The 24490-nt window shown below is 45.4% G+C and carries 28 protein-coding genes and 1 tRNA gene; 13 read left to right on the plus strand and 16 right to left on the minus strand.

What is annotated here, in order from left to right:
• Nucleotides 1–168: 168 nt before the first annotated feature.
• The 8 genes from CKQ84_RS17680 to nadE all read left to right on the plus strand — a co-directional run bounded on the left by CKQ84_RS17680 (nucleotide 169) and on the right by nadE (nucleotide 12165).
• Nucleotides 169–1251 (plus strand): efflux RND transporter periplasmic adaptor subunit, encoded by a 1083-nt coding sequence (locus CKQ84_RS17680; protein ID WP_105252218.1) that lies wholly within the window; start codon nucleotides 169–171, stop codon nucleotides 1249–1251.
• Nucleotides 1248–4343 carry an efflux RND transporter permease subunit gene (locus tag CKQ84_RS17685; protein WP_028759652.1) on the plus strand — a complete coding sequence of 1032 codons (3096 nt, stop codon included), beginning with the start codon at nucleotides 1248–1250 and terminating at the stop codon, nucleotides 4341–4343. Before CKQ84_RS17680 ends, CKQ84_RS17685 begins: the two co-directional genes overlap by 4 nt.
• 181 nt (nucleotides 4344–4524) lie before the next feature.
• Nucleotides 4525–6438 carry a molecular chaperone HtpG gene (htpG, locus tag CKQ84_RS17690; protein ID WP_028759653.1) on the plus strand — a complete coding sequence of 638 codons (1914 nt, stop codon included), beginning with the start codon at nucleotides 4525–4527 and terminating at the stop codon, nucleotides 6436–6438.
• A 184-nt stretch (nucleotides 6439–6622) separates the two neighbouring features.
• Complete coding sequence (locus CKQ84_RS17695) at nucleotides 6623–7486, plus strand: tetratricopeptide repeat protein (RefSeq protein ID WP_028759654.1); 864 nt, start codon at nucleotides 6623–6625, stop codon at nucleotides 7484–7486.
• A 140-nt stretch (nucleotides 7487–7626) separates the two neighbouring features.
• Nucleotides 7627–8271 (plus strand): adenylate kinase, encoded by a 645-nt coding sequence (gene adk, locus CKQ84_RS17700; protein ID WP_028759655.1) that lies wholly within the window; start codon nucleotides 7627–7629, stop codon nucleotides 8269–8271.
• 112 nt (nucleotides 8272–8383) lie between these two features.
• Nucleotides 8384–9403 (plus strand): ferrochelatase, encoded by a 1020-nt coding sequence (gene hemH, locus CKQ84_RS17705; RefSeq protein ID WP_028759656.1) that lies wholly within the window; start codon nucleotides 8384–8386, stop codon nucleotides 9401–9403.
• A gap of 425 nt (nucleotides 9404–9828) precedes the next feature.
• Nucleotides 9829–11133 (plus strand): inosine/guanosine kinase, encoded by a 1305-nt coding sequence (locus CKQ84_RS17715; protein ID WP_028759658.1) that lies wholly within the window; start codon nucleotides 9829–9831, stop codon nucleotides 11131–11133.
• 201 nt (nucleotides 11134–11334) lie between these two features.
• The gene (gene nadE, locus CKQ84_RS17720; RefSeq protein WP_105252220.1) at nucleotides 11335–12165 is read left to right on the plus strand and encodes an ammonia-dependent NAD(+) synthetase; all 831 of its coding nucleotides are present in this window, start codon (nucleotides 11335–11337) and stop codon (nucleotides 12163–12165) included.
• A 117-nt stretch (nucleotides 12166–12282) separates the two neighbouring features.
• On the opposite strand, the gene CKQ84_RS17725 is transcribed toward nadE, so the two are convergent.
• On the minus strand, nucleotides 12283–12783 hold the full coding sequence (locus CKQ84_RS17725) for a hypothetical protein (protein ID WP_105252221.1): 501 nt from the start codon (nucleotides 12781–12783) through the stop codon (nucleotides 12283–12285).
• A gap of 221 nt (nucleotides 12784–13004) precedes the next feature.
• On the opposite strand from CKQ84_RS17725, the gene CKQ84_RS17730 reads away from it, so the two are divergent.
• Nucleotides 13005–14534, plus strand: coding sequence for a carboxylesterase (locus tag CKQ84_RS17730; protein WP_105252222.1), 1530 nt, complete (start codon nucleotides 13005–13007; stop codon nucleotides 14532–14534).
• A gap of 311 nt (nucleotides 14535–14845) precedes the next feature.
• Nucleotides 14846–14922 (plus strand) — tRNA-Pro (locus CKQ84_RS17735).
• Nucleotides 14923–15082: 160 nt separating this feature from the next.
• Here the strand turns inward: CKQ84_RS17735 and CKQ84_RS17740 are convergent.
• The 15 genes from CKQ84_RS17740 to CKQ84_RS17815 all read right to left on the minus strand — a co-directional run bounded on the left by CKQ84_RS17740 (nucleotide 15083) and on the right by CKQ84_RS17815 (nucleotide 21301).
• Nucleotides 15083–16267, minus strand: coding sequence for a recombinase (locus CKQ84_RS17740; protein ID WP_105252223.1), 1185 nt, complete (start codon nucleotides 16265–16267; stop codon nucleotides 15083–15085).
• Between the two features lie 5 nt (nucleotides 16268–16272).
• Complete coding sequence (locus CKQ84_RS17745; RefSeq protein ID WP_105252224.1) at nucleotides 16273–16500, minus strand: hypothetical protein; 228 nt, start codon at nucleotides 16498–16500, stop codon at nucleotides 16273–16275.
• A 12-nt stretch (nucleotides 16501–16512) separates the two neighbouring features.
• Nucleotides 16513–16710 (minus strand): hypothetical protein, encoded by a 198-nt coding sequence (locus tag CKQ84_RS17750; RefSeq protein ID WP_173913197.1) that lies wholly within the window; start codon nucleotides 16708–16710, stop codon nucleotides 16513–16515.
• A 2-nt stretch (nucleotides 16711–16712) separates the two neighbouring features.
• Nucleotides 16713–17021 carry a hypothetical protein gene (locus tag CKQ84_RS17755; protein WP_105252226.1) on the minus strand — a complete coding sequence of 103 codons (309 nt, stop codon included), beginning with the start codon at nucleotides 17019–17021 and terminating at the stop codon, nucleotides 16713–16715.
• A gap of 178 nt (nucleotides 17022–17199) precedes the next feature.
• Nucleotides 17200–17514, minus strand: a complete 315-nt coding sequence (locus tag CKQ84_RS17765; RefSeq protein WP_105252228.1) for a hypothetical protein — start codon at nucleotides 17512–17514, stop codon at nucleotides 17200–17202.
• A complete protein-coding gene (locus CKQ84_RS17770; protein WP_105252229.1) occupies nucleotides 17511–17831 on the minus strand; it encodes a hypothetical protein in 321 nt (106 codons plus the stop codon). The genes CKQ84_RS17765 and CKQ84_RS17770 overlap by 4 nt, the downstream gene beginning before the upstream one ends.
• Nucleotides 17828–18442 carry a hypothetical protein gene (locus CKQ84_RS17775; RefSeq protein WP_105252230.1) on the minus strand — a complete coding sequence of 205 codons (615 nt, stop codon included), beginning with the start codon at nucleotides 18440–18442 and terminating at the stop codon, nucleotides 17828–17830. Before CKQ84_RS17775 ends, CKQ84_RS17770 begins: the two co-directional genes overlap by 4 nt.
• Nucleotides 18439–18669, minus strand: a complete 231-nt coding sequence (locus tag CKQ84_RS17780) for a hypothetical protein (protein ID WP_105251426.1) — start codon at nucleotides 18667–18669, stop codon at nucleotides 18439–18441. The genes CKQ84_RS17775 and CKQ84_RS17780 overlap by 4 nt, the downstream gene beginning before the upstream one ends.
• Complete coding sequence (locus CKQ84_RS17785) at nucleotides 18666–18944, minus strand: hypothetical protein (protein ID WP_105252231.1); 279 nt, start codon at nucleotides 18942–18944, stop codon at nucleotides 18666–18668. The genes CKQ84_RS17780 and CKQ84_RS17785 overlap by 4 nt, the downstream gene beginning before the upstream one ends.
• Complete coding sequence (locus CKQ84_RS17790) at nucleotides 18945–19238, minus strand: hypothetical protein (protein ID WP_105252232.1); 294 nt, start codon at nucleotides 19236–19238, stop codon at nucleotides 18945–18947.
• Entirely contained in the window at nucleotides 19235–19936 is a 702-nt protein-coding gene (locus CKQ84_RS17795) for a hypothetical protein (protein ID WP_105252233.1), read from the minus strand. The genes CKQ84_RS17790 and CKQ84_RS17795 overlap by 4 nt, the downstream gene beginning before the upstream one ends.
• Complete coding sequence (locus tag CKQ84_RS17800) at nucleotides 19933–20262, minus strand: hypothetical protein (protein WP_105252234.1); 330 nt, start codon at nucleotides 20260–20262, stop codon at nucleotides 19933–19935. The genes CKQ84_RS17795 and CKQ84_RS17800 overlap by 4 nt, the downstream gene beginning before the upstream one ends.
• A gap of 10 nt (nucleotides 20263–20272) precedes the next feature.
• Nucleotides 20273–20437, minus strand: a complete 165-nt coding sequence (locus CKQ84_RS17805) for a hypothetical protein (protein WP_012197007.1) — start codon at nucleotides 20435–20437, stop codon at nucleotides 20273–20275.
• A 36-nt stretch (nucleotides 20438–20473) separates the two neighbouring features.
• On the minus strand, nucleotides 20474–20821 hold the full coding sequence (locus tag CKQ84_RS17810) for a hypothetical protein (protein WP_105252235.1): 348 nt from the start codon (nucleotides 20819–20821) through the stop codon (nucleotides 20474–20476).
• 117 nt (nucleotides 20822–20938) lie between these two features.
• A complete protein-coding gene (locus CKQ84_RS17815) occupies nucleotides 20939–21301 on the minus strand; it encodes a hypothetical protein (RefSeq protein ID WP_105252236.1) in 363 nt (120 codons plus the stop codon).
• Between the two features lie 845 nt (nucleotides 21302–22146).
• Here CKQ84_RS17815 and CKQ84_RS17820 point away from each other — a divergent pair.
• The 3 genes from CKQ84_RS17820 to CKQ84_RS17830 are packed head-to-tail and all read left to right on the plus strand — an operon-like array spanning nucleotide 22147 to nucleotide 24457.
• Nucleotides 22147–23364 carry a hypothetical protein gene (locus CKQ84_RS17820; protein WP_105252237.1) on the plus strand — a complete coding sequence of 406 codons (1218 nt, stop codon included), beginning with the start codon at nucleotides 22147–22149 and terminating at the stop codon, nucleotides 23362–23364.
• Nucleotides 23361–23801, plus strand: coding sequence for a three component ABC system middle component (locus tag CKQ84_RS17825; protein ID WP_105252238.1), 441 nt, complete (start codon nucleotides 23361–23363; stop codon nucleotides 23799–23801). Before CKQ84_RS17820 ends, CKQ84_RS17825 begins: the two co-directional genes overlap by 4 nt.
• Nucleotides 23798–24457 (plus strand): ATP-binding protein, encoded by a 660-nt coding sequence (locus CKQ84_RS17830; protein WP_105252239.1) that lies wholly within the window; start codon nucleotides 23798–23800, stop codon nucleotides 24455–24457. Before CKQ84_RS17825 ends, CKQ84_RS17830 begins: the two co-directional genes overlap by 4 nt.
• Nucleotides 24458–24490 lie beyond the last annotated feature (33 nt).

Here is a 24490-nt window from a genome sequence, read left to right on the forward strand (position 1 = left end):
TTATCGTACTGCATTCTGGCAACTCAACCATTGATATCGCCAAAGACACTTAATCATACATATTTTGCGCTATCAGCGTAATTTGTAAGAAAAAGTAAAACGTATTGATGCGATGATGTGAGTGAGTAAACTAGCCGTCATTAATGCGAGTCATTCCTTGGAAGCCCGATGAAAAAAATTATTCTAATAATCGCCCTATTGGCCGCGGCATGGTTTGGATACCAAGCCATGCAACCGCAAGAGATTGCTGCAGCCCAGATTAAACTCATACCTAATGTAGTGATTGCCACTGCCGCTATGGCGCCCATTCGCGATGAAGTTGAAGCTATTGGTAGCAATAAAGCCACAGAATCTGTAACGATAACGCCTAAAGTTACCGACATGGTGATAGCGCTTAAATTTGACGACGGCGATATCGTTAAAAAGGGCGAGTTATTAGTCCAACTGCAAAATGCTGAGCAGATCGCTAAGGTTAAAGCCGCGCAAGTCAAAGTCAGTGATAATCAACGTGAATTAGCTCGGATCAGTTCGTTGGTGACTAGCCGCACTGTGGCCGAGTTAGAACGCGACAGATTACAAACCCTTATTGATACCACCCGTGCTGAGCTCGAACAGGCACAATCATCACTCAATGATCGCAGTATTCTGGCGCCTTTTAATGGCCGTTTAGGTTTACGTCAAATCAGTGTGGGCAGCTTAGTGTCGCCCGGCACTGTGATTACGACATTGGATGATATTTCTACCATTAAGCTCGATTTTTCAGTGCCAGAGCGCTTTATTCAAGATTTAGAGCCAGGTAAAAAGGTTGAAGCCAAAGCGGTCGCTTTCCCTGATGTGACTTTCAAAGGTGTGGTGACATCGATTGATAGCCGCGTGAATCCAACCACGCGTACAGTGATCGTTCGCGCCGAAATCCCCAATCCTGAGCTGCGTTTATTACCGGGCATGTTGATGAAGGTCAAACTCATCAAGCGTAGCCGCGAGGCCTTGATGTTGCCTGAATCTGCCATTATCCCGATCCAAAACAGCCATTATGTTTATAGCGTCAATGCTGACAAGGTGATTGAACGTAAACAAGTCACTATTGGTATTCGCACTCGTGGCTGGGTGGAGATCTTAGACGGTTTAGCCTTGGGCGAAAACGTGGTGATCCGCGGCTTACTGAAAGTTCATCCTGGGGATAAAGTGCAAACTGAGTTCGCGGAAAAGTTTAGTTATCTTGCCGATACGAACGCGGAGCCAAGTGTATGATTCTTACTGATCTCTCGGTAAAACGTCCCGTATTTGCCTCAGTGATCAGCTTGCTGCTGGTCGCTTTCGGGCTTGTCTCCTTTGATAAATTGCCCCTGCGCGAATACCCAAACATAGATCCGCCAGTGGTATCTATCGACACGAATTACCGCGGTGCCAGTGCTGCCGTGGTGGAAAGCCGCATTACCCAATTGATTGAAGACAGGATCAGTGGCGTCGAAGGCATTCGTCACGTGAGTTCATCGAGCAGTGATGGCCGCTCATCGGTTACCTTAGAGTTTGATATTAGTCGTAATATTGAAGATGCAGCTAACGATGTGCGCGACAGGATCTCAGGTTTACTCGACAATTTACCCGATGAAGCTGATCCCCCAGAAGTACAAAAGGCCAATGGCAGTGATGAAGTGATCATGTGGCTCAATCTCGTGTCGGATCAAATGACGACCCTAGAATTGACCGATTACACCAACCGTTATTTGTCGGACCGCTTTTCGGTGGTCGATGGTGTGGCGCGGATGCGTATTGGTGGCGGTAAGGTTTACGCCATGCGCGTTTGGCTTGACAGACAAGCCTTGGCTTCTCGCAGTTTAACGGTTGCCGATGTTGAGGCCGCGCTCAGAGCTGAGAACGTCGAGTTACCTGCAGGTTCGATAGAGTCGAAGGAGCGGCACTTTACAGTGCGACTGGAGCGGGGTTATCGCACTGCCGAAGATTTCGCAAACTTAGTGATCACCCAAGGGGAAGACGGTTATTTAGTCAAACTGAGCGATGTCGCACGGGTGGAAATTGGCTCTGATGAAGAGCGGATTATGTTCCGTGGCAACAAAGAGGCAATGATAGGTTTAGGCGTGTCTAAACAATCAACCGCCAATACGTTAGAAGTGGCGCGCGCAGTGAACGCGCTGGTTGACAAAATCAACCCGACCTTGCCAGCGGGGATGTCGATTAAACGCAGCTACGATAGCTCAGTGTTTATCGAAGCCTCGATTAAAGAAGTGTATCAAACCCTGTTCACTGCGATGATCTTAGTGATTATCGTGATTTATCTGTTCCTTGGCAGCGTGCGCGCTATGTTGATCCCCGCTATCACTGTGCCAGTATCTCTGCTCGGCACCTTTATTGTGCTGTATGCGCTAGGTTATACCATTAACCTCTTGACCTTATTGGCAATGATCCTCGCCATCGGTATGGTGGTAGACGATGCGATTGTGATGTTGGAAAACATTCATAGACGTATCGAAGAAGGAGATTCCCCACTCAAAGCTGCTTTCCTCGGTGCGCGTGAAGTGGCTTTTGCTGTTATCGCGACCACACTCGTGTTGGTCGCGGTATTTATGCCAATCACTTTCCTTGAGGGTGACTTAGGTAAACTCTTTAAAGAGTTTGCCGTGACCATGAGTGCGGCCGTGCTGTTCTCTAGCCTAGTGGCGCTCACACTCACGCCCATGATGTGCTCTAAGTTGCTTAAGCCGAGCTCGCAGGATTCTTGGTTGGTGCGTAAGGTCGACGGCATAATGACAAAAGTGTCCAACCGATACCAATTGTCCTTAAAATCCGCCATGGCCCACCCGATATTGGTGTCGATTCTGGTGTTAGTCGCATTAGGTTCTAGTGTCTATTTAGTCCAAAAAGTACCGCAAGAATTTGCGCCACAGGAAGACCGTGGTTCGTTATTCTTGATGGTCAATGGGCCACAGGGCGCGAGTTACGAATACATAGAATCCTATATGAATGAAGTGGAAAACCGCTTGATGCCATTGGTCGAAACGGGTGATATCAAACGTCTGCTCATTCGTGCCCCCCGTGGCTTTGGCCGCGCGGCGGATTTCTCTAACGGTATGGCAATCATAGTACTGGAAGACTGGGGCAAACGTCGTCCAGTAAAGGAAGTTATCGTCGACATTAATAAGCGTCTTGCCAATCTCGCCGGAGTGCAAGCGTTCCCTGTAATGCGCCAAGCCTTTGGTCGCGGCGTAGGTAAACCTGTGCAATTTGTGATTGGTGGACCTAGCTACGAAGAGCTTGCCCGCTGGCGCGATATCATGATGCAAAAGGCGGCACAGAATCCTAAATTATTAGGATTAGATCACGATTATAAAGAGACTAAGCCTCAACTTCGTGTCGTCATCGACAGAGACAGAGCCGCGAGCCTTGGAGTGTCGATTTCAAATATAGGCCGTACGCTGGAATCCATGTTGGGCTCACGCTTAGTCACGACCTTTATGCGTGACGGTGAAGAATACGATGTGATCGTTGAAGGTGAGCGCGATAATCAAAATACCGCGGCGGATCTGCAAAATATCTATGTTCGTTCCGAGCGCACTCAAGAACTTATTCCGCTGTCTAACTTAGTGACTGTGGAGGAGTTTGCCGACGCCAGTTCGCTGAATCGTTATAACCGTATGCGCGCGATCACCATAGAAGCCAGTTTAGAAGATGGTTATAGTCTAGGTGAAGCCCTTGATTATATGAATCAATTGGCGCGTACCTATTTGCCAGCGGAAGCGGTGATTAGCTACAAGGGCCAATCCCTCGATTATCAAGAGTCGGGTAGCTCTATGTACTTCGTATTCATCCTCGCACTGGGGATTGTATTCCTCGTGCTCGCGGCGCAGTTTGAGAGTTATATCCACCCTGTGGTGATCATGCTTACTGTGCCGCTGGCTACCGTCGGAGCCTTAATTGGTTTGTGGCTTACGGGGCAGAGTCTTAATATTTACAGTCAGATAGGCATTATTATGCTGGTCGGGTTAGCCGCGAAAAATGGCATCTTGATTGTCGAGTTTGCTAATCAATTGCGGGATAAAGGCGTTGATTTTGATAAGGCCATTATTCAAGCGTCAGCGCAGCGGTTACGACCTATCTTAATGACAGGGATCACCACTGCTGCTGGCGCCGTGCCATTGGTATTGGCGGTAGGCGCGGGTGCTGAAACTCGTTTTGTGATTGGTGTAGTGGTGTTGTCGGGGATTTTACTGGCAACCTTATTCACTATCTTCGTGATCCCCGCCGCTTATGGACTCTTTGCCCGCAACAGCGGATCGCCCGAAGCTATCGCCCAACAGTTAGAAAAAGAATTAGCCCAAGACTAACGCCTCGTGCAGGTTGATGTTGAAAGCATACATATAGGCGCTTGGTATTCATCAAGCGCCTTATTTTTCGCCATTCGAACCTCGTTTTAGCCCTTGCCCTTGAAAAGCAAATTTGGAGCCCCATTTAGTAAACACTAAGCGTTACTTTTACCAAATTGCGTAACAAATAAAGGAAAATTTCATGTCACAACAAGAAACTCATGGTTTTCAAACAGAAGTCAAACAGCTGTTGCATTTGATGATCCATTCTTTGTATTCCAACAAAGAAATTTTCTTGCGTGAACTGGTCTCCAACGCTGCGGATGCGGCGGACAAGCTGCGTTATCTGGCGTTGACCAATGACGCACTCTATGAAGGCGACGGTGAACTGCGAGTCCGTATCAGTGCCGATAAAGAAAAAGGCACTGTGACCATCGAAGACAACGGCGTGGGTATGACCCGCGACGGCGTGATTGAGCATTTAGGCACAATCGCAAAATCAGGCACCGCTGATTTCTTTAAGAATCTATCGGGCGAATCCTCAAAGGATTCACAGTTAATCGGTCAGTTCGGTGTCGGTTTCTATTCAGCCTTTATCGTGGCTAAAAAAGTCACTGTTCGCACTCGCGCTGCCGGTCATAAGGCCGATGAAGCCGTATTGTGGGAATCAGAAGGCGAGGGTAACTTCACCGTTGATACCATCACCAAGGCGAGCCGTGGTACTGAAATTACGCTGCACCTGCGTGACGAAGAAAAAGAATTTGCCGATGATTGGCGCCTGCGTTCGATAATCACTAAATACTCAGATCATATCTCTGTGCCAGTCGAAATGTGGCAAGAAGGCTCGCCAGAGCGTGATGGTCCTGATGGCGAAAAAATTCCTGCGACCGAAGGTCAATGGAAAGTCATGAACAAAGCCACGGCTTTGTGGATGCGCAATAAAGCTGACATCAGTGATGAAGAGTATCAAGAGTTTTACAAACACATTTCCCACGATTACACCGACGCACTACTGTGGAGTCATAATCGGGTAGAAGGTAAGCAAGAATACACTAACCTATTGTATATTCCTGCAAAAGCGCCTTGGGATATGTGGAATCGCGACCGTAAACACGGCCTAAAACTGTTTGTGCAACGTGTGTTCATCATGGATGACGCTGAGCAATTTATGCCATCTTATCTGCGCTTCGTGCAGGGCTTAATTGACTCAAACGATCTGCCGCTGAACGTATCCCGCGAAATTCTGCAGGATAACCACGTGACCAAAGCGATGCGTACGGGTATCACCAAACGTGTGCTTGGCATGCTGGAAAAACTGGCGAAAGACGATGCGGAAAAATATCAACAGTTCTGGGCTGAATTTGGTCAAGTGCTGAAAGAAGGGCCTGCGGAAGATTTCGCCAACCGTGAACGTATCGCGGGCTTATTGCGTTTTGCCTCGACTCACACGGGCAGTGCTGCGCCGACTGTGTCACTCGATGACTACATCAGCCGCATGAAAGAAGGTCAAACTAAGATTTATTACATTGTTGCCGACAGCCATGAAGCCGCCGCTAACAGCCCACATTTAGAGTTGTTACGTAAGAAAGGCATTGAAGTCTTACTGATGTCAGAGCGTATCGACGAGTGGCTAATCAACCACTTAACTGAGTATAAAGAGAAACAATTGCACTCAGTGACCCGTGGTGATTTAGAACTTGGTGAGCTGGAAGATGCATCTGAAAAAGAAGCGCAAGAAAAGCTTGAGCAAGAATCGGTAGCTTTAGTTGAACGCATTAAAGCGGCATTAGGCTCAACCGTTGCGGATGTGAAAGTTACGTCACGCTTAACTGACACCCCAGCCTGTGTGGTGGCGGGTGAAGGCGAAATGTCGACTCAGATGATTAAGCTGATGCAAGCTGCGGGTCAACCTGTGCCAGAAGTGAAGCCGACATTTGAGATCAACCCAGCGCACCCATTAGTATCGCGCTTAAATGATCTTCAAGATGAAGCCGCCTTCGCGGATTGGTCAAATCTGCTGCTGCAACAGGCGCAATTATCTGAAAAAGGTAGCCTTGCGGACCCATCGGCCTTTATCAAGCTGATGAACCAAATGTTACTGGCTAACATGAAGTAAATGACTATCGGGGCCCTTCTTTGAACGGCCCCGATATTGTTTCTAGTGCAGGAAGAGTGGTTTGCGCCTAGCCTGTCACTCAATTCGTTAGCGGTAAGACTCGATTTTAAGACTTGGTTCTAACGCTTAGTTTTAAAAGAATAAGGCCTCCCATGATTGAGGCCTTAAACGTTAAGGGAATACTATGGATAATATCCTCAGTCTGACTAAAGACAACATTCAGCAAGTGGTTGACGCCTCGATGCAACAGATCGTGGTGTTAGCATTTTGGGCACAGCCGCAGGAACAAAGTGTGGCTATGCTGCACACCTTAGAGCAAATTGCCGCGCAAAATGCGGGTCGATTCGTGCTCGCTAAAGTCGACTGTGAAGCCGAATTAGAAATTGCCAATTACTTTCGCATTCAAAGTCTACCGACCACGTTAGTATTGGATAAAGGTCAGCCTGTCGATGGTTTTGCTGGCCTGCAAGATGCGGCGCAAGTCACAGCTATGCTGGATAAACATTTGCCGCCTATATGGCAGTTACAGTTAGCACAGGCCAAAGCATTGCTCGCCTTGAGTCAAGTCAGTGCAGAAGATCTTGCTACAGCGGCTGTGTTGCTTAAAGAAGCACATATAGGGTCAAATCAAGCGGGTGAGGTGAGTCTAGTGCTTGCCGATGTGTATCTTATGCAGGGCGAATTAGTGTTAGCACAAGCCATGCTTGAGAAGGTAGGGCTTGCTGACCAAGATGGTTACTACCAGAGTTTAAAAGCTAAGCTCGCACTTGCCTTCGATGCGGCGGATACCCCTGAAATTCGCGATTTGCAGCAAAAGTTTGAGCAAAATCCAACAGATTTAGTGTTATTACTCGAGCTGAGTAAGGCATTGCATGCAGCCCACCGCGATGATGAAGCATTAGAACTGTTATTCGGTGTGCTAAGTAAAGATTTAGGTGCTGAAAATGGCACAGTAAAACAAGTATTTATGGAAGTATTAACGGCACTTGGCCAAGGTAATCCCATAGCCAATCAATACCGCCGTAAGCTCTATACTTTGCTCTATTAATGAAAAAAATCGCTTAGTAACCGCAGTTTATTTGCGGTTTCTGAGGCTAAAGTCGAAGCTAAAACCCTTCTCAATGGCGGCCAGATGTGCGAAGATCGCCGCCCTAAGAAGAATATCAATGCGAAAAGAGGACTCTTGAGATGCGCATTATCCTATTGGGCGCCCCAGGTGCCGGTAAAGGTACCCAGGCCCAGTTCATTATGGAACAGTATGGTATCCCACAAATTTCCACTGGTGATATGTTACGTGCCGCGGTAAAAGCGGGTACTCCACTGGGTTTGGAAGCGAAAAAAGTGATGGATGCTGGTCAACTGGTTTCTGATGATCTGATCATCGGTCTGGTTAAAGAGCGTATCGCACAGGAAGACTGTGTTAAAGGTTTCTTGTTAGACGGTTTCCCACGTACTATCCCACAGGCGGATGCGATGGCGGCAAACGGTATTAGCATTGATCACGTGATTGAAATCGACGTGCCAGACGAAGAAATCGTTAAGCGCATGAGCGGTCGCCGTGTTCACCCTGGTTCTGGCCGTGTTTACCATGTGGTTTTCAATCCACCTAAAGTGGAAGGTAAAGACGACGTGACGGGCGAAGATTTAGCTATTCGTCCAGATGATGAAGAAAGCACAGTGCGTAAACGTCTTGCTATTTATCATGAGCAAACTAAGCCGCTGGTTGAATACTACGGTAAAGTGGCTGCCGCTGGCCAAACTCAATACAACAAGTTTGACGGTACTCAATCGGTTGCGGCCGTGAGTGAACAGTTAGCTAGGGTGTTGAAATAACCGAATAAAGGTTAATTTACGAGAACAAGTTCTCATATTAAGAAAAAGCCTGCCGATGCAGGCTTTTTTTATGGGTATCGCAATGTTAGCCTCCAAGTGAACTTCATTAACCATGAGCCTAACGTTGAATCCTTCCCCTGCTTTTGGTGTGTTATTGGTTAACCTCGGCACGCCTGATCAACCTAGTCCTAAGGCCGTTAAACGCTTTTTAAGGCAGTTTTTAAGTGATCCCCGTGTCGTCGATTTATCGCCGTGGATTTGGCAACCGCTGTTGAACGGCATTATCCTCAACACCCGTCCGACGAAAGTCGCCAAACTCTATCAAAGCGTGTGGACGCAGGAAGGCTCGCCCTTGATGGTGATAAGTGAGCGCCAAACACAAAAACTGGCGGTGGACTTAAGCGCTACGTTTAACCAGACCATTCCGGTTGAACTGGGCATGAGTTACGGCAATCCCTCCATCGATGCGGGATTTGAACGTCTAAAAGCTCAAGGGGCAGAGCGTATTATTGTGCTGCCTTTGTATCCCCAATATTCCTGCTCGACAGTGGCAAGTGTGTTCGATGCTGTTGCCCGTTATCTTAAAACCGTGCGTGACATGCCGCAGGTTCGCTTTAATAAAGACTATTTTGACCATAGCGCTTATATTGCTGCGCTGGCACACAGTGTGACGCGCCACTGGAAAATCCATGGGCAGGCCGACAAGTTGCTCTTGTCATTTCATGGTATCCCACTGCGTTATGTGAAAGAGGGGGATCCATACCGCGAGCAGTGTTTTGTCACGGCTAAACTATTGGCGCAAAAACTTGAGCTGAGCGAGTCGCAGTGGCAAGTGTGCTTCCAATCGCGCTTTGGCCGCGAAGAATGGTTAACGCCCTACGCCGATAAACTATTGGCCGAGTTACCTGCGCAAGGGATCAAAAGTGTTGATGTGATTTGCCCTGCGTTTGCGACCGATTGCCTCGAAACCTTAGAAGAAATCTCCATTGGCGCTAAGGAAACCTTTTTGCATGCGGGTGGCAGCGACTATCGGTTTATCCCTTGTTTGAACGACGATGAGTTACACATTGAATTATTACGGCAATTAATCCAAGAACAAGCGGTATCTTGGGCCCATACCCAAGCCACCTGAAGATACCAGTTTCAGAGCGCCTAGGGTGATTCAATTCAAGGCGCATCAATGACAGAATGTCGGCCACCTTTTGAATTGATGCAACACGGAAGTGAAGTGCCCTAGGCGCTCCGTCCCGGCGGCAGATGTTAAACACGGGGTAACGCACTTTATGCCGTGTTGGTTATTCTTAACTTAGTCCACTAGGTCTGCAAATAGCCGCCTTGCCTAAAGTGCGTTAAATTCCCGCTGAATCCTGCATCTTCAGGTTGTTTGGGTATTGGAGCACTGGCTTCGAACTGATTTTGTGATAGAATCTGCGCCCTTCCGGCTAAGGGGTGGGTTTTTTGTCTCGCTAGCCTAGACTCAATATTTTTAGGATGCTGCTTGGCTTGACCGCCTCGGCAGACGCCAATTAGCATGGATGCCAGGAAAAGAGAGCCACTATGAAGTTTCCCGGTCAGCGTAAATCTAAACATTATTTTCCGGTTAAAACCCGAGATCCGCTGCTTGAACAGCTGACTCAACAGCCTCAGCCGTTTGCGACCTATATCAGCGGTATTGATCAAACCTTAGTGGATATCGAAGCGAAAGTGGAAGACGAATTGCTGAGCCGTTATGGCTTGCCCAAAGGCAATTCGACCCTGATCAATGATGAACAGGCTCACAGACTCTACACTGAGTTAAAAATTCATGGTTTGATTAGCGATGAATTTGCTGGTGGCACGATTGGCAACACAGTGCACAATTATTCTATTCTGGCCGATGACCGTTCAGTGCTGTTTGGGGTAATGAGTCAGAATATCGAAGTGGGCAGTTACGCCTACCGCTATTTATGTAATACCTCTTCTAAAGTCGACCTTAACTTTCTACAACCTGTAGATGGTCCTATCGGTCGCTGTTTTACCCTGATTTCTGAGTGCGGCGAGCGAACATTTGCGATCAGCAAAGGCGCTATGGATAAACTCACACCTGAATTTATCGATAAAGACGTGGTGCAGGGCAGTTCAGCCTTAGTGTTGACCGCGTATTTGATGCGCGCCAGTGATGGCGACCGTATTACCGATGCGGCCATGTGCGCTATCGAATATGCAAAAGCCGCCGAAGTTCCCGTGGTATTAACCTTAGGCACGCGTTTCTTGATTGAAGAAGATCCACAATGGTGGCAAAACTTCATCAAAGAACATGTCACCATTTTGGCGATGAATGAAGACGAAGGTGAAGCCTTAACGGGTTCACGGGATCCTCTGCTTGCCAGTGAAAAAGCCTTGGAATGGTGCGACATGGTATTAACCACAGCGGGTCCAATCGGGCTTTATACTGCGGGTTATACCGAGGACTCAGAAAAACGCGAAACGACTCACACGCTGTTGCCGGGTGCTATCCCTGAATTTAATCGTTATGAATTCTCCCGTCCAAAGCTTAAAAGTGACTGTGAAACACCAATCAAAGTCTTTGCCCACATTTCACCTTACATGGGCGGCCCTGAAAAAATCGGTAACACTAATGGCGCTGGCGATGGCGCATTATCGGCGTTATTGCACGATCTGGCGGCCAATACTTTCCACAAGACTAACGTGCCAGGCTCAAGTAAACATAAGCGCGATGGCCTATGTTATTCCTCGTTCTCTCAAGTGTGTAAGTACGCTAACCGCGTCGCCTATGAAGTCTTAGCTCAGCATAGCCCGCGTTTATCCCGCGGTTTACCTGAGCGCGAAGACAGCTTAGAAGAATCCTACTGGGAAAGATAAGTCGGTAGCTGTATTGGGATTAAGCTGACTGATTTACGCTAGGGCAATAACGGCAAACCGTTGTTGCCCTTATTTTTATGGCGTTTATCAATAATTAATTAACTAAGCATTAATTTTAACTACAGGCAGTTGCGAATAAATGTTAACGTTAGTCGGGTTCAGGTAGTCCAAATACAGCGATGATTTAAGGTGGAATTTTCGGTGAAAGCGCAAATCTTAAGAGAAATGAAGGTACTCACGGCCATAGAGCCTGAGTTCGAAGTGCAACGTCGTGTCGCGTTTATTAAAACCAAACTAAAAGAAGCGCGTAGCAAGGCATTGGTATTAGGGATCAGCGGTGGGGTGGATTCTTCTACTGCTGGGCGTTTGTGTCAGTTGGCGGTGGACAGTTTAAACCAAGAAAATAGCCAAGGCGGTTACCAGTTTATCGCCGTGCGCTTACCCTATCAGATCCAAAAAGATGAGCATGAGGCGCAATTAGCCTGTCAGTTTATTCAGCCTTCTAAGTTGGTCACTGTGAATGTGCATCAAGGTGTTGATGGCGTGCACAGCGCTACCGTTGCCGCGTTAGCCGAAGCCGGATTGTCTTTGCCCGATGTGGCGAAAGTGGATTTTGTGAAGGGTAACGTTAAAGCCCGTATGCGGATGATCGCCCAGTATGAACTCGCCGGACTCGTAGGCGGGCTTGTGGTGGGGACAGATCACAGCGCCGAAAATATCACAGGTTTTTACACTAAATGGGGCGATGGTGCCTGCGATTTAGCGCCATTATTTGGTCTTAACAAACGCCAAGTTCGCCAACTCGCCGCGTATCTTGGCGCGCCAGAATCGTTAGTCTATAAAGCGCCGACCGCGGATTTAGAAGACAATAAACCGTTACTCGAAGATGAAGTCGCGCTTGGCCTAACCTATGCGCAAATCGATGATTTCCTTGAGGGTAAAGACGTTGGCAAGGCGGTTGAAGACAAGTTAATTGGTATTTATAAGGCGACGCAGCATAAACGTCAGCCTATTCCAACTATTTACGACTAACCCTGAATCGTCCTTGAATATGCACTCGTTTGAACTCTGTTCACGAGTGCTTTTTTATGCCTTTGTTATTTGGTGACTAATGCTGTGGTGACAGCCGTTACCACAATCATAATGGAATTATTTACTGTGTTGGGGCTCTGGCGTTGCTAAGTGTTGCCGTGTCAGGGCGATCAGCTGGTTTGGGTATTGGCGATAATCCAAATAGGGCGTGAGTAAAAAATGCTGTCCTAGCGAAGATGGCAGCTTAAGTGCAGTTATGGATTTATTTTGGGCAGTTAAATGCTGCGCACCGGAATCGTTCACGGACATGGTGAGCCCTAAAGCATTTGCGGCCACTTGCCCCGCAATGAGATGAATCTTAGCGTTTGCCATCAGCTCTATAGCGCCTATGCAGATCATTTCATTTTGCTTGAGTAACACTTGGTCACGATAGCTGCGCCAGTCATCTCCAACCGTACTTATTTTGGCCATAATAGTGAAGATCTTACGCCAATGATTGCCATTGAGAGCTATAAGAGTCGCGACAGCGTCTGGCTGAGTGTAATGCCAGTTCTCAGGTACCAGCGGCGCGGTAGGAAGATAGTAGGCGAACCTAGCGTGTGGATTACCGATTATCATCGAGAGTGTATAAGTTTCGTTGGAATAAGACTATTTTCGATCCTAACCCGATTAAGGCCTATGCGGCTAATAAAATTGCGAGATGAGTAAATTGGGGTGACTAAATTGGAGTGATTAAATTGTACTGCTTAAGTGGTTTTTATCGCGGTAAAACGTTTGAAGGATGTTTTTATCTACCCGTATAATCTAGTTGCACATTTTATCTTCATGTAGGAACAGCGATGAAGGCTATCATCATAGGTTCGACAAAACACCTATTTTTAGCTGCAGTGTATGCGAGTACTGGCATAGTGGTGGCGTTACTCGCGACAGGGATCTATTTTCTTAATGCGCGCCCTGAGCTGTCACTTTGGCATACGGTTGAGCTAAAAAATGAGTTCCATTACAATACCAAACTTGCCAATTTTAATGAGTACTTAGCGCTAGAAGAGCGCCTATTCGCCGAAGTTGAGCGCAAAGTTGTACAGAAGATTCCTGCCTCTGAACTATCTCCCGTGAATCGCTATGTTAAAAATAGCTTGTCTGATCCTGCCCATTGGCCACAAAACTGGAATCGCAGTTATGAATGGCCTGTGGCTAATGCCGAATTTGGAGTATTACTGCTCCACGGTATGTCGGATTCGCCCTATGCTCTATCCAATGTGGCAGTACACTTTAAAGGTAAAGCCCATGTGCTCGGTTTAAGACTGCCAGGACATGGCACGATTCCAAGTGGATTGACTGAGCTTTATTGGCAAGATCTGGCCGCAGCGGTGAATTTAGCCACAGCGCATATGCGGCAAACTCTGAAAGATAAACCATTATTTGTGGTGGCTTTTTCGACGGGTGCCGCCGTCGCGCTGAACCATGAGTTAGAACGTATAAGCCATGATAAAGCCCCTGATTATGATGGAATGATTTTTATCTCTCCCGCGATAGGGCTAGCGCCATCTGCGGCGGCTGCACGCTGGCAGAGTTGGATAGGACGATTGTTGGAGCTGGATAAACTGCAATGGAACAGTATTCAAGTAGAGTACGATCCCTTTAAATACACCTCTTTTGCGGTTAATGCGGGCGATGTAGTTTATCAATTAGCCCTGCGTAACCAAGGTTTATTGGCAGGATTAACGCCGAAGCAACGGGCGCAAGTTCCGTCGATACTCACCTTTCAGTCGGTAGTGGATGCAACCGTTTCAACCTCGGCAGTGGTGAATCATCTTTATCAGACATTGCCAGAAAATGGCCACGAACTCGTGCTGTTCGACATGAACCGACTCGATGTGAATGCCAAAATGGTGTCCAATGATCCGCTTGCGGGCTTATTGGCGAACATTAATAACCCTGAGTTACATTATCGTGGCACTGTGGTGGAAAATATCAGTAATGAAACCACGCAGGTTCAGGCGCGATACTTTGGTTTAGATGAACTGGGTTTAGATGAACAGAATTTAGATACACAGGATATAGACGCACAGGGTAAAGTGCTCACTCAGGTCAGTGAAAACGTGCGGATATTAGATTTATATTGGCCTGCAGGCGTGTATTCTTTATCCCATGTTGCGCTACCTTTTGGCATAGATGATGGGCTTTATGGCGCCGTGATCCAGCCTGATTTACATAGGATCCAAATCGGAGCCTCAGCTTCGCGCGGAGAGCGCGGCTTGTATAGCGTGTCAGCGTCTGAAATGTTACGACAGAAATGGAATCCCTTTTTCCCGTATCTACTCGAGCGCATGGATGAGTACCGACTCGCCCATATGCACTCGCATTGAATGATGATTTAGTAAACAGGTGTCATTATGTCTGTTCTGCAGCTAAATCCTGTTTGAGTATGGACGTAATCAGTATCGAGCAATCATTATCGACGAAAATTGTGTCATTCAGAACATAAACTAAGCAGTTGATCAAAGAGATGTAATGAAGCCCTTGCGCAGTTGCGAGGCAATTGCTACAGTTCTGGCTCGCTTAAGATAAACCCCATAAACAGTATCTTAAGTGATAAGTAATTGAGCAAAAACCGTAAAGATTATCGCTAAACAATATTTAGCTAAGTCAGCACAGGTATGCAATATACTTAAAAATTCGGTATGTAGCGCAGCCCGGTAGCGCACTGTCATGGGGTGTCAGGGGTCGGAGGTTCGAATCCTCTCATACCGACCAAATTCATAAACAAAAAAGCCTGCAATCTTAATCAGTTGCGGGCTTTTTTGTGTCTGTAATTTGGCTTTTTACTGCTTAGAGGTGGTGAAACAATGGTGAAATGGGGGCGAAACGGGTTTCAGAATTACAGTGTTCAAGTGCGCTGGTTGCCTTAGTTTTATTAATGGCTGAATTTAATCTCAGCGTGAGGTACTTCGGTCCATTGCAGGTGGTCCCGCACATAGATTTTGGTGGACTTGGCATCGGTGTGAGCCATTCGGCCTTGAGGATCAACACCCATATCAGAAAACAATCTGGCGGAAAGCGCACGGATTTCGTGGAAGGTTGGCCGCTGGCTCATTTCTAAATGATTGAACAACGCTAACTCATCCCTTAATGCCGAAAACGCTCTGCTGAGATAATTAGGATCGAGCTGATAGCGGTGATCAGTCGCTTCACTTTGCTTATTGTGTTTGTCTGGTCGGCGATGAACCACATAAGGGCAAAGCACTCCATCACGACTTTTATCAATAACGGCCTTTAATACCTCACCGATAGGGATTGCCACATGGCTGGCTTCTTTCTCTTCCACTTTTTGGCGATGAATAAATAACGTGCCGTAAATGCCATCCACAGGTTCATCGAACCATAAACAACCACATTTGCCTTCCTTAGGTTTTTTAATGCTGTATTTGATCCGCGATACTTCAAGGCGTGCTTGGGTTGATTGCAAAGCAAGATCCATCGCCGTTTGTAACCACAGTGGTGCCGCAGCATGGATTCGTTGATACACTTCAAAGCTTAGGCGTTGGCGTTCTTTACCTTTAGTTTTGCGCTTTTTCATCTTTCGAGAGGCCGGATTATCTAACATGATGGACTGGTCGATCGCGTAGCTAATCAGTTTCTCCAAAAATCCAAGTTTGCGGTTATGCACATTGGGGCTGGCATCAGGATGGTATTGGTTTAGAAAGCCGTTGATGTGCTCAAGGCTAATATCTTGGCTGCTAACCTCAGCAAAATAGGTTTTAACCCGTTCGGCATCGTTGCGCATAGTGCTGGCCAGTTGCTTACTTGGTGTTTCCTCTTTAAATATCAACTCTAAAAGGCGGTCCACATGGCTGGCAAAGGACAGTCCATCAGCTTGAGGTGAGGCGCATGAGGCTTCAATCAACTGATCCACAGTTAACCCAACGGCAGGTCGCATAATGCGGTTATACTCAACCGCAATTTGAATCGCCTGCACTTTATCTTTACCTAATGTTTTACGAACACCATTTACCAGCGTAAAGCGGTAAGTGCCCTTGGAGCTATCAAACATTAGATGCTGAGGCAGATTTTTATTATGCGACTTTTTAGGGCGAACCATATTGATTACCTTGAGGCTGCAATTAAATCAGACACCGCGCTGCTAACGGCGGGCGCCACACCAAAGTGCTGGTCTTCGTAAACATAGACCTTGTTATCTACAATGAGCCCGCGAATCACACCACGTAAAATCCAACCTTTAATGGTGCGATTTTGAGGCGCGGAATTGGCAGCAAACTCACGTTCAGACCACTCACTGGCCCTCATTAGTTTGGACGTTTTTTTAAATGACATATTAAACTCCAATTAATTCAATTCGTTAATGTTATCTGCTTTTAATATCATCCTATCTAATCGAGCAATCACTGCTTGCTCACGTCCTTGAACAGTTGATAGATCAAACTCAGGGCGCTTACTCAGCATTGCCACTTGTTGCTCAAGCTCGGCAATTCTGGCTTTAATCTCAATGTTCTCAGCGATAGCTAGGTTAAGTCTGTCATTCATCGTCATGCTGCACCTACCTGCGTTAAACAACCTTCATCCTCATCTTCTTGCCATTCACCTGAGTCGATTAATGCTTTGGTGCATTGACTGCAAATCTGATGGGTACTGCCGCAATGTTCGACAAAGGTTGGTCTATGCGCTTCACAGAAATAACCCTCGCAGCTGATCTCATCTTCGCCATGCATACCACCACACGCATAAGAAAGGCCACGGTCGATTTGTTTGTGGCAACCCGGATGATCACAGGTTGCTTCGAAGGCATAACCAATGGGTCTGCCGTTACTATCCTCACCACAATTTGACCAGCTCATTGCTTACCATCCTCAATGTAACGATGAAAATCATCCTCGCCACACGTTGCAAACTCCTTTTCACAATGCGCCCATGAACAGACAAATTCGTTTTCGCATAGATCTGATGCGTAAATCGTATTTTCACCGCCACAGTGTGGACATGAAACTATTAGCCCAGCAGGCTTTGCCATCTTCTTCATTGTTTACCACCATTTGTAATGCTTTTTTCATGACCACAAAGTTTTAGAAGCTCGTTCGCATCAGTTATTGCACTATCGATTCCTAGGCACTGTGGATAGTCATTACTTAGTACTAATAGGTTTGGCAGTGCTTGTGTAGATATGAAGGTTTTGAGCTTATCCACCTGCATCGCCAGCTGGCCGCGCTCAGCTGTTAGAGTGTCAATTTCTTGCGCTGCCTCAGCCGCAAGATTCTTTTCACCACGACGAGATAAGTCGTCTTGATCTGTAGCGAACTGCTTTAGCCGTTCAGATAGTGAAAGCTGCTTCATGCCGCTTCCTTATCTTTCGGAGCGAAGAACAGCGCGACGGGGCCATCTTCGGTGTCGTGAATACTCAGCAGGAATGAGCCGGCCTTGTCGCAAACGGGGTTCCAATCGCTGATATCGTTATCGCCCTCGTCAAAGTAGCGCTCGATCTGATGTTCAGTGGCATCGAGTTCAAACCAAATCGCCACAAACTCGCCGCCTTGGCGTGCCGCCCATGCTTCACACTCCACACGGGTTACACCTTCATCCCACTCGGGCAAATCGGGATGGGTCCAATAACCTTCTTCACGTTCAACTGTTGCTGCTTGTATCGGGTTCATGCTGCTTCTCCTTGGCGCTGGGCTTGATATGTTTGCCATGCGGGCAAATCAGTGTTTGATACTCGCCAATCAAGCTCGCCAGCCTTGTCATAGGCCACTGAGCCGCCATATTGAGCACCCTCAAAAGTAAATGTCGCAGTGCAATACAGTTGTGGATATGCACCGTTAAACGCCGTGAAGGTCAGATCAGGGCGCAGTGATAAAAGTCGTTGCTTAAAGGCTTCTGCCTTAGCATTGTGCTGCGTAATGTCAGCTTGCTTTTGTGAATGGCACGCCGCGTTGCAATAAAACGCCTCGCCGATGCAGATCACCGCTTCAATCTCCGTCGCATTGCCTTCATCGTCTTCGGCTTTAATTGGGTTGCCGCAGTGGTAACAGGTAAAACACCAACCATCGGCCAGTAACACTTGATAAGGCACGTTGCCTTGCTCAGCGTATTGGTCATATTCAGGGCAGCGAGTCACTGACATATCATCTTCAAAGGTCAGATTGAGTTCGCCCGCACCTATGCGGCGAGCGGCGGCAGCATGTTGATGAAACACAATGCATGCGGCGCCCTCGCAATGTTCTTGTACTTGAAACGCTTTTATCTTGGGTGTGTTTGTGTTCATGCTGCTTCTCCTTTTATCCTGAGTTTTGATTCTGCGTTGAGTGCGAATACTTCTGCGTCGGCTTGGCCGAAGTCGCTGCACTCGATGGCATTAAACGACTTACAAATGCCCCAACCGTGGTAATTGTTGGGGATGTACTTCACTTCGATTTGTTGCTGATCGCACATCAAGGTGAAGTAGGGCTTAGATAGCGTGACCACGCCCGCTTTAGTGCTGAACGTATTCATGCCGCCTCCTTGTTTTGGCTGTCGCTTGTTTGGCTGACTGGCGGATGGCAGGGCAGACGCATTGGGTGATATCGGTACGAATACACTATGGTGCGGCTAATGCCCTTGGCGAGGTTGGTTAAGCCGTTGCCCAATGCTTGCCAGTACAGGCAATCTAACGCGCCCAGTGCCAGCGCGATTTTGATGCTGTCGCCCGTTGTGGCCTTGAGTAACAGGCTTAACTTATGGCTGCGGTAATGATTTAGCAGATGGCGAAACGCCGCTGATTGAGTCATTTAGGCCACCTGCTTCGGTTGCAAAGGAGTTGATTGCAAATGAGTTAATTGCAGCTTGGCCCAGTCGATGGCTTTAATGGCCTCGACCGTGGCGGCGATTTGCTCTAACTTCTTTTGCCCGCGCATAAAGTTCGACAGTTCAATACCGTGGCGAGCCGCCGCACGTTCGGCGGGTAGGGCGCTGGTGTAATGCAGCGTTAATGCGGCAATCACCTCGGGTGAACTAATGCGGGTAAGCGACAGCAATAACGCAACGCGCTCTTGTGATTCAAAGCCTGGGAGTAAGTGGTTCATGCTGCACCGCCTGTGGTGCTGATCACCTTGAACTCGATAACCCACACCCACGGGTTGGCATCCCAATTTTCATAGATTGAGTTCCATAGGGATTTAAAAGCATGCTGTGGGTTTTTATACCAACGCCAATGAGGCGAATGAGGCTTATGGCTTGAATGCTTTTCAACTCCGCCCCATTGTTGGTAAACGGAGCTATATTGCAAACCTTCGGCTTTTGCATCTTGCTCGCTGATATCATTTAGCCTTTCAACCCGAACAGCAGTGACTTCAAGCAGAATACGAGCGCAAGAACGAGGCATATGGATAGATGGTTTCCATTTGCTTTCGCCACTATCACCCGCGGCTTTGAATAGAACCGTTCCGTTAGCCGGACATGAGCAAGGCGATTCACTGCAACCACATTCATCAGATGCATTGAATAACCTCCAAGCCTCACGTACCCACAGCTGATCACCAAGCGTGCCGAACGGTGAAACAAACGCGCAATCTTCATCGCTAACGCCAAAAACATCATCATTGGCTGGTTGATAGAATCCGCGCTTATCAATGACTGTCGGTGTATACCATTCGGCATTTTTAGAAAATGGCGTCCAATCATCATGCGGCTGAGCTTTAAACACTCTGCGCGTCTGTGTTTTACGGCCATCAAGAATGGCGCGCACCATTTCGGTGTTGAAGATAATAGGGCGCTGTTTCATGCTTCACCTCTGTTCCATTCGTGCTCAGGGCTTGCGTCCCAGTAGCAAAACTCCATAAAGTTTTTAAAGCCGTCGCCGTACTCTAAATAACGCTTATAGCGCTGCTGTGACTTAGTTGTTTTTCGAATACAGCCAATGCCACCGTATTCAACCTCCCAAATTGGGTGGCAATGACGAACAACGCCAGGCTTGTCATCATCAAAGTTAACGCCAAGGTGATGACCGCAATCTTTGATGATCACGCCAGCGCGGCCATTCACTTTAACTAAGCGGCCTATTTCGGCTGGAACAGCGTAATGCTGTTTGATGTAGTCAAATTGGCTCATGTTGATTTCCTTATCTTTTAACCAAGAAACGGTGCAGACCTTTGGCGGCACGAATGGCGACAGTGCGGTCGGTGGTAAACTTGCCACCGGGCAACATCCAACCTTCCTTAAACGCGACGATATGGCCAACGCCGATTTTGATATCGCTGTGTAGCGGTTTGTCATCAGTTAACATGCTGCTTTCCTTCTCTCGTCATCACACTCAGCAGGGCTAGGCTGCGGCTTCGCCGTTAAACACCACCAGATTGATGATGGGTTTCTTGGTTTTGGGGTTCACCTTGTCCGACAGCTTGTGATAGCGAATATGCACATCGCGGTGGGCTTCTTGGGTCATGGCTAAAACGATATATTGCTGGCACAGCGCGGGCGTCGATAACGAATGCGACAGGCGTTGTGGCTTCATGGTTTCAAACAAGTGCTTCGCCATATCATCCAACTTAGCTTGGTACTCGTCGGGGCTCAGTTGACGGCGGTTAGGGTGCGCGCCGACTGAGGTGCTGCACTTTTTGGCCGCTTGATTTTTCGCTAAGGTCATGGACACGCCGTAAACAAAAAACATAATTGCCTCCAACAAGGTGAAACTGTCGCCGTTATCGTTACAGGGATATGGACCATCACCCCTTGGTTGCTTTGCCTAGATAGCCTAAATCGTGAATGTTCGCGGCGGCTCTACTGCTTAGCGGCCGACGGGCGCGACTGGCGTCATCGTGTGCAGCGGATGCACATTAGTGACGGCTTGCGGGTCGTTACGCCACACCATCACCTTGCCGTACAAGCCTTGTTGGGGCTCAGTAAAGCGCAGGCAGAAATTGAGCCCGAGTTCGCCCGTGTGGCGAATAAACTGGCGGTAAAATGCTGGGCTAGGGTGGTGATAGGCAAAATGTTTAACCAGCTCGGCGCAACGGGCTTGCACTCGTGGGCAATCCATCGGGTCGGTGTGGCCCTTGGCCAGCGCCATCAAGCAAGCAAAACGTATTGCAATCAGTAGACGAAACTCATCGCGTTGCTTAGGTGTGGTGTGAACTTTCGCTAGAATCATTTCCTTGTCCTCGGTAGTGGGTACATCGAAAGGTTAAGATAACTTGACTATTGAGTCAAGTGTCAGGTTTAAAAAACTTGACCATGTTTGCTTGCTGAATATTGATGACAGTCAGATGGGATGTAAGCTTATGAATATATTGATATTAAAAATTATGATTAAAGCTATTCTTGTTTGGTCCTTACTAAAGTGAAGTTAGTTTTACCAGCTTTGTATTGTTTCGAGTTGTTAATGCGAAATATCCATTAATTTATGCTAGTTTTCATTTATATATCCAAAAAATTGAGTTCAGTTTACCTTCGGTGGTCGATTATTTTGTATAAATGCAGCTTAATCGTAGTCAATTGTTATCATTCTTTAGAATGATTACACCGCTAAGTACTGCCTCCAATAAATACTTAAGAAATTACTGTAAAGAAAATGGTTATAAATATCAGTAGATTCTAATTTATATAAATACTTGCATTAAATATTTAGTTCTTATTTTTTTGCTAAATTAAATTACTGTTTTTATATACAGTTTGAGGGCATGTATAGATATGAATTCATTCAGTTTATTCAAAAGATTTTTTGTAAAGTATTGATTTTATGCGGAATAGTAAATTTTATTGACGATTTGAATATAAGTTAAGAATTACAATTTAGTTTTTTCACCATTTAAAATAAACAATTGCTTTACATCAATGAGATAGCAATTGTAAAATTAGATTAATCAATGGTTTAAGTTGCGGCCATACCTGAAAACTGACCAATGGCGGTTATCTGGAACAATTAGCAGTAACCTATTGACATCACTTCGATCGACTGTGGGTATTAACGATATATATTTTTACAGAGATTAATGGATGAGTAAAAATAAAACATACATGGAAAAAACAGCAGCGGATGCGATATTAGTTGCATTTGATTACCAATACTATTTTTTTCTTTGGAAATTATTGTCTTTAAGAACTGGTGAATCTGTGGGTTTAGAGGTAAAAGATGATGTTCATACTGAATTAAGTAATGATGAGCAAATACTATATCAAGTAAAACATACAGTGAAAAAAGATACTCTTGGACAACCTATCAATATAACAGCTTCTGACCATGATCTTTGGAAGACACTATCTAATTGGTCAAAGGTGATTACTGATAAAAATGATAATAGAGCGAATGATATTAATCAGCTTTTATTTTTGAAAAAAACCACTTTCATACTCGCAACAAATAAATCTTCAGGCGGTAATAATGCCATTTTAACCGAGATTTCAAAGTTTCACAAAGGCGAAGTCTCGATAAATGAGGTGATCACTTTTTTCACTAAATTCAGTGAAGATTCACAGGATGATACTTTAAAAGGTTTCATTCAAGATGTTTTAAATTTAAATGTTAAAGTTATTGATAATTTTCTTAAAAAAGTTTTATTTGAACTTGATGAGAGTGATCTTATTAAGAAATGTAAGGATGCTATAAAGGCTGATAAAATTCCAGTTGAAAAAATTGACGATGTTTTTTATCACATTGACTCTTTAGTCAGGACTAATAATTATATAGATATAAAAAATGGTGTGAAAATTCAAATAAGTTTTGATGAATTTTATACAAAGTACAGAAGATGTTATGACATTGCAAGAAATGGAACTCTACAAATAAAAGAGTTTAGTGGGATGCTCCCAAATGATTTGCATGAACAAATATTTATACAGCAGTTGATTGAAGTCGAAGATATTTTAAATAGTGATATGGAAGATATTGTTAGGTTCACTCGTTTTAAACTGAAGTTACAAAATAATATTGATGATTGGATTAAAGCAGGTTCTATTACTGATGTAGATGTAAAACGGTTTGAGAAAGATGCATTTGACCAATGGTTTAATAAACACAGGCAAGCTTTTAGAGGTGTTACTGAAGAGATTGATTTTAATAAAGCAGGTCTCGAAGTTTTAGATGCTATGAGAGACCGAAAGTTAATGATTTTAGAACAGTTACTTGAGACTGATTTAAGTAATGGTCTGTTCTATACATTATCTGAAGTTCCTGATATAGGTTGGAGAAAAGATTGGGAGAAATATAAAAAATGACAAACTACTATAATAACATCGGTATAGGGGTTGTTGCTCTAGGTTCAGTTATAAGCCACAGTAGTGAGCTAAATATATCAAAAGTTTTTTTGATTTTTCCTTTTATATCTCATCAAAATCTTCTTCAACATCTTGGTAGAAAATCTACAAAAATTTCAAGTATTGAAAAACTTATTGCAGAAAAAATTGGTTTTTTTTCAAATTTTAATAGTAGATATCTAAGTTCATTGGTACTTACAATTAATTCTCTTCAATATTTAAATGATACTGGGTATATAAGAATCGATAATGGGATTGTCATATTGATTAAACCGTTTGAATATAAGCCAAGTATGGGGGCTAGGGCTAAAAAAATATTTAGTGCTGCTGAAAATGTTTCTCATATTTTGGATATTAATGTCGATAAGCTTTATTTGAACTTGAGGGTTGAGATATGAAGTTCCATATTAACAAGGTAGTTTTGTGGCTAAAGAATGGAAAAGTTAGAGAGATTACCTTCAAGCCAAACAAGGTTAACGTTATTACTGGTGATAGTAGTACCGGTAAAACTGAGATACTTAACATAGTTGATTATTGTTTTTTTTCAAGTAGTTCAAAAATATCTGAAGATGTCGTGAACGAAAACATTGAATGGTACGGATTGCACTTCAATATTAATGGCAAACAATATGTTGTCGCACGACGTTCCTTATTTGAAGGTCGTGTATCCGACGATTATTATTTTTCATCTGATGGTGAACTTCCTAAATCTGTGATTAAAAATACTACAGAGAGTGTCATTAAGTCAATTTTAGAGACTGAATTTAGTATTGATAGCAGTGTTGCTATTCCTTATGGAAGTAATTTAATTAAATCAGGCTCAAAAATATCATTACGTTATTTCTTTATTTTTAACACAATATCAGTCAACATCATTGAAAATGACACTGGTGTGTTTTTTGATAAGCAAGATGACGCTAGATATCGAGATGCTCTACCAAGAATATTTGATTTGGCTGTAGGAATTGAAACTGTTGAAAATATTTTGAAGAAGGAAAAAAAGTTGAGCTTGAGGCTGAACTTGCTAGGTATAATAAAAAGATTAAAGCTATAGATCGGAAATCAAATGAGTTTAAAGAAGAACAAG

Source organism: Shewanella sp. WE21, assembly GCF_002966515.1.
Lineage (GTDB): Bacteria > Pseudomonadota > Gammaproteobacteria > Enterobacterales > Shewanellaceae > Shewanella > Shewanella oncorhynchi.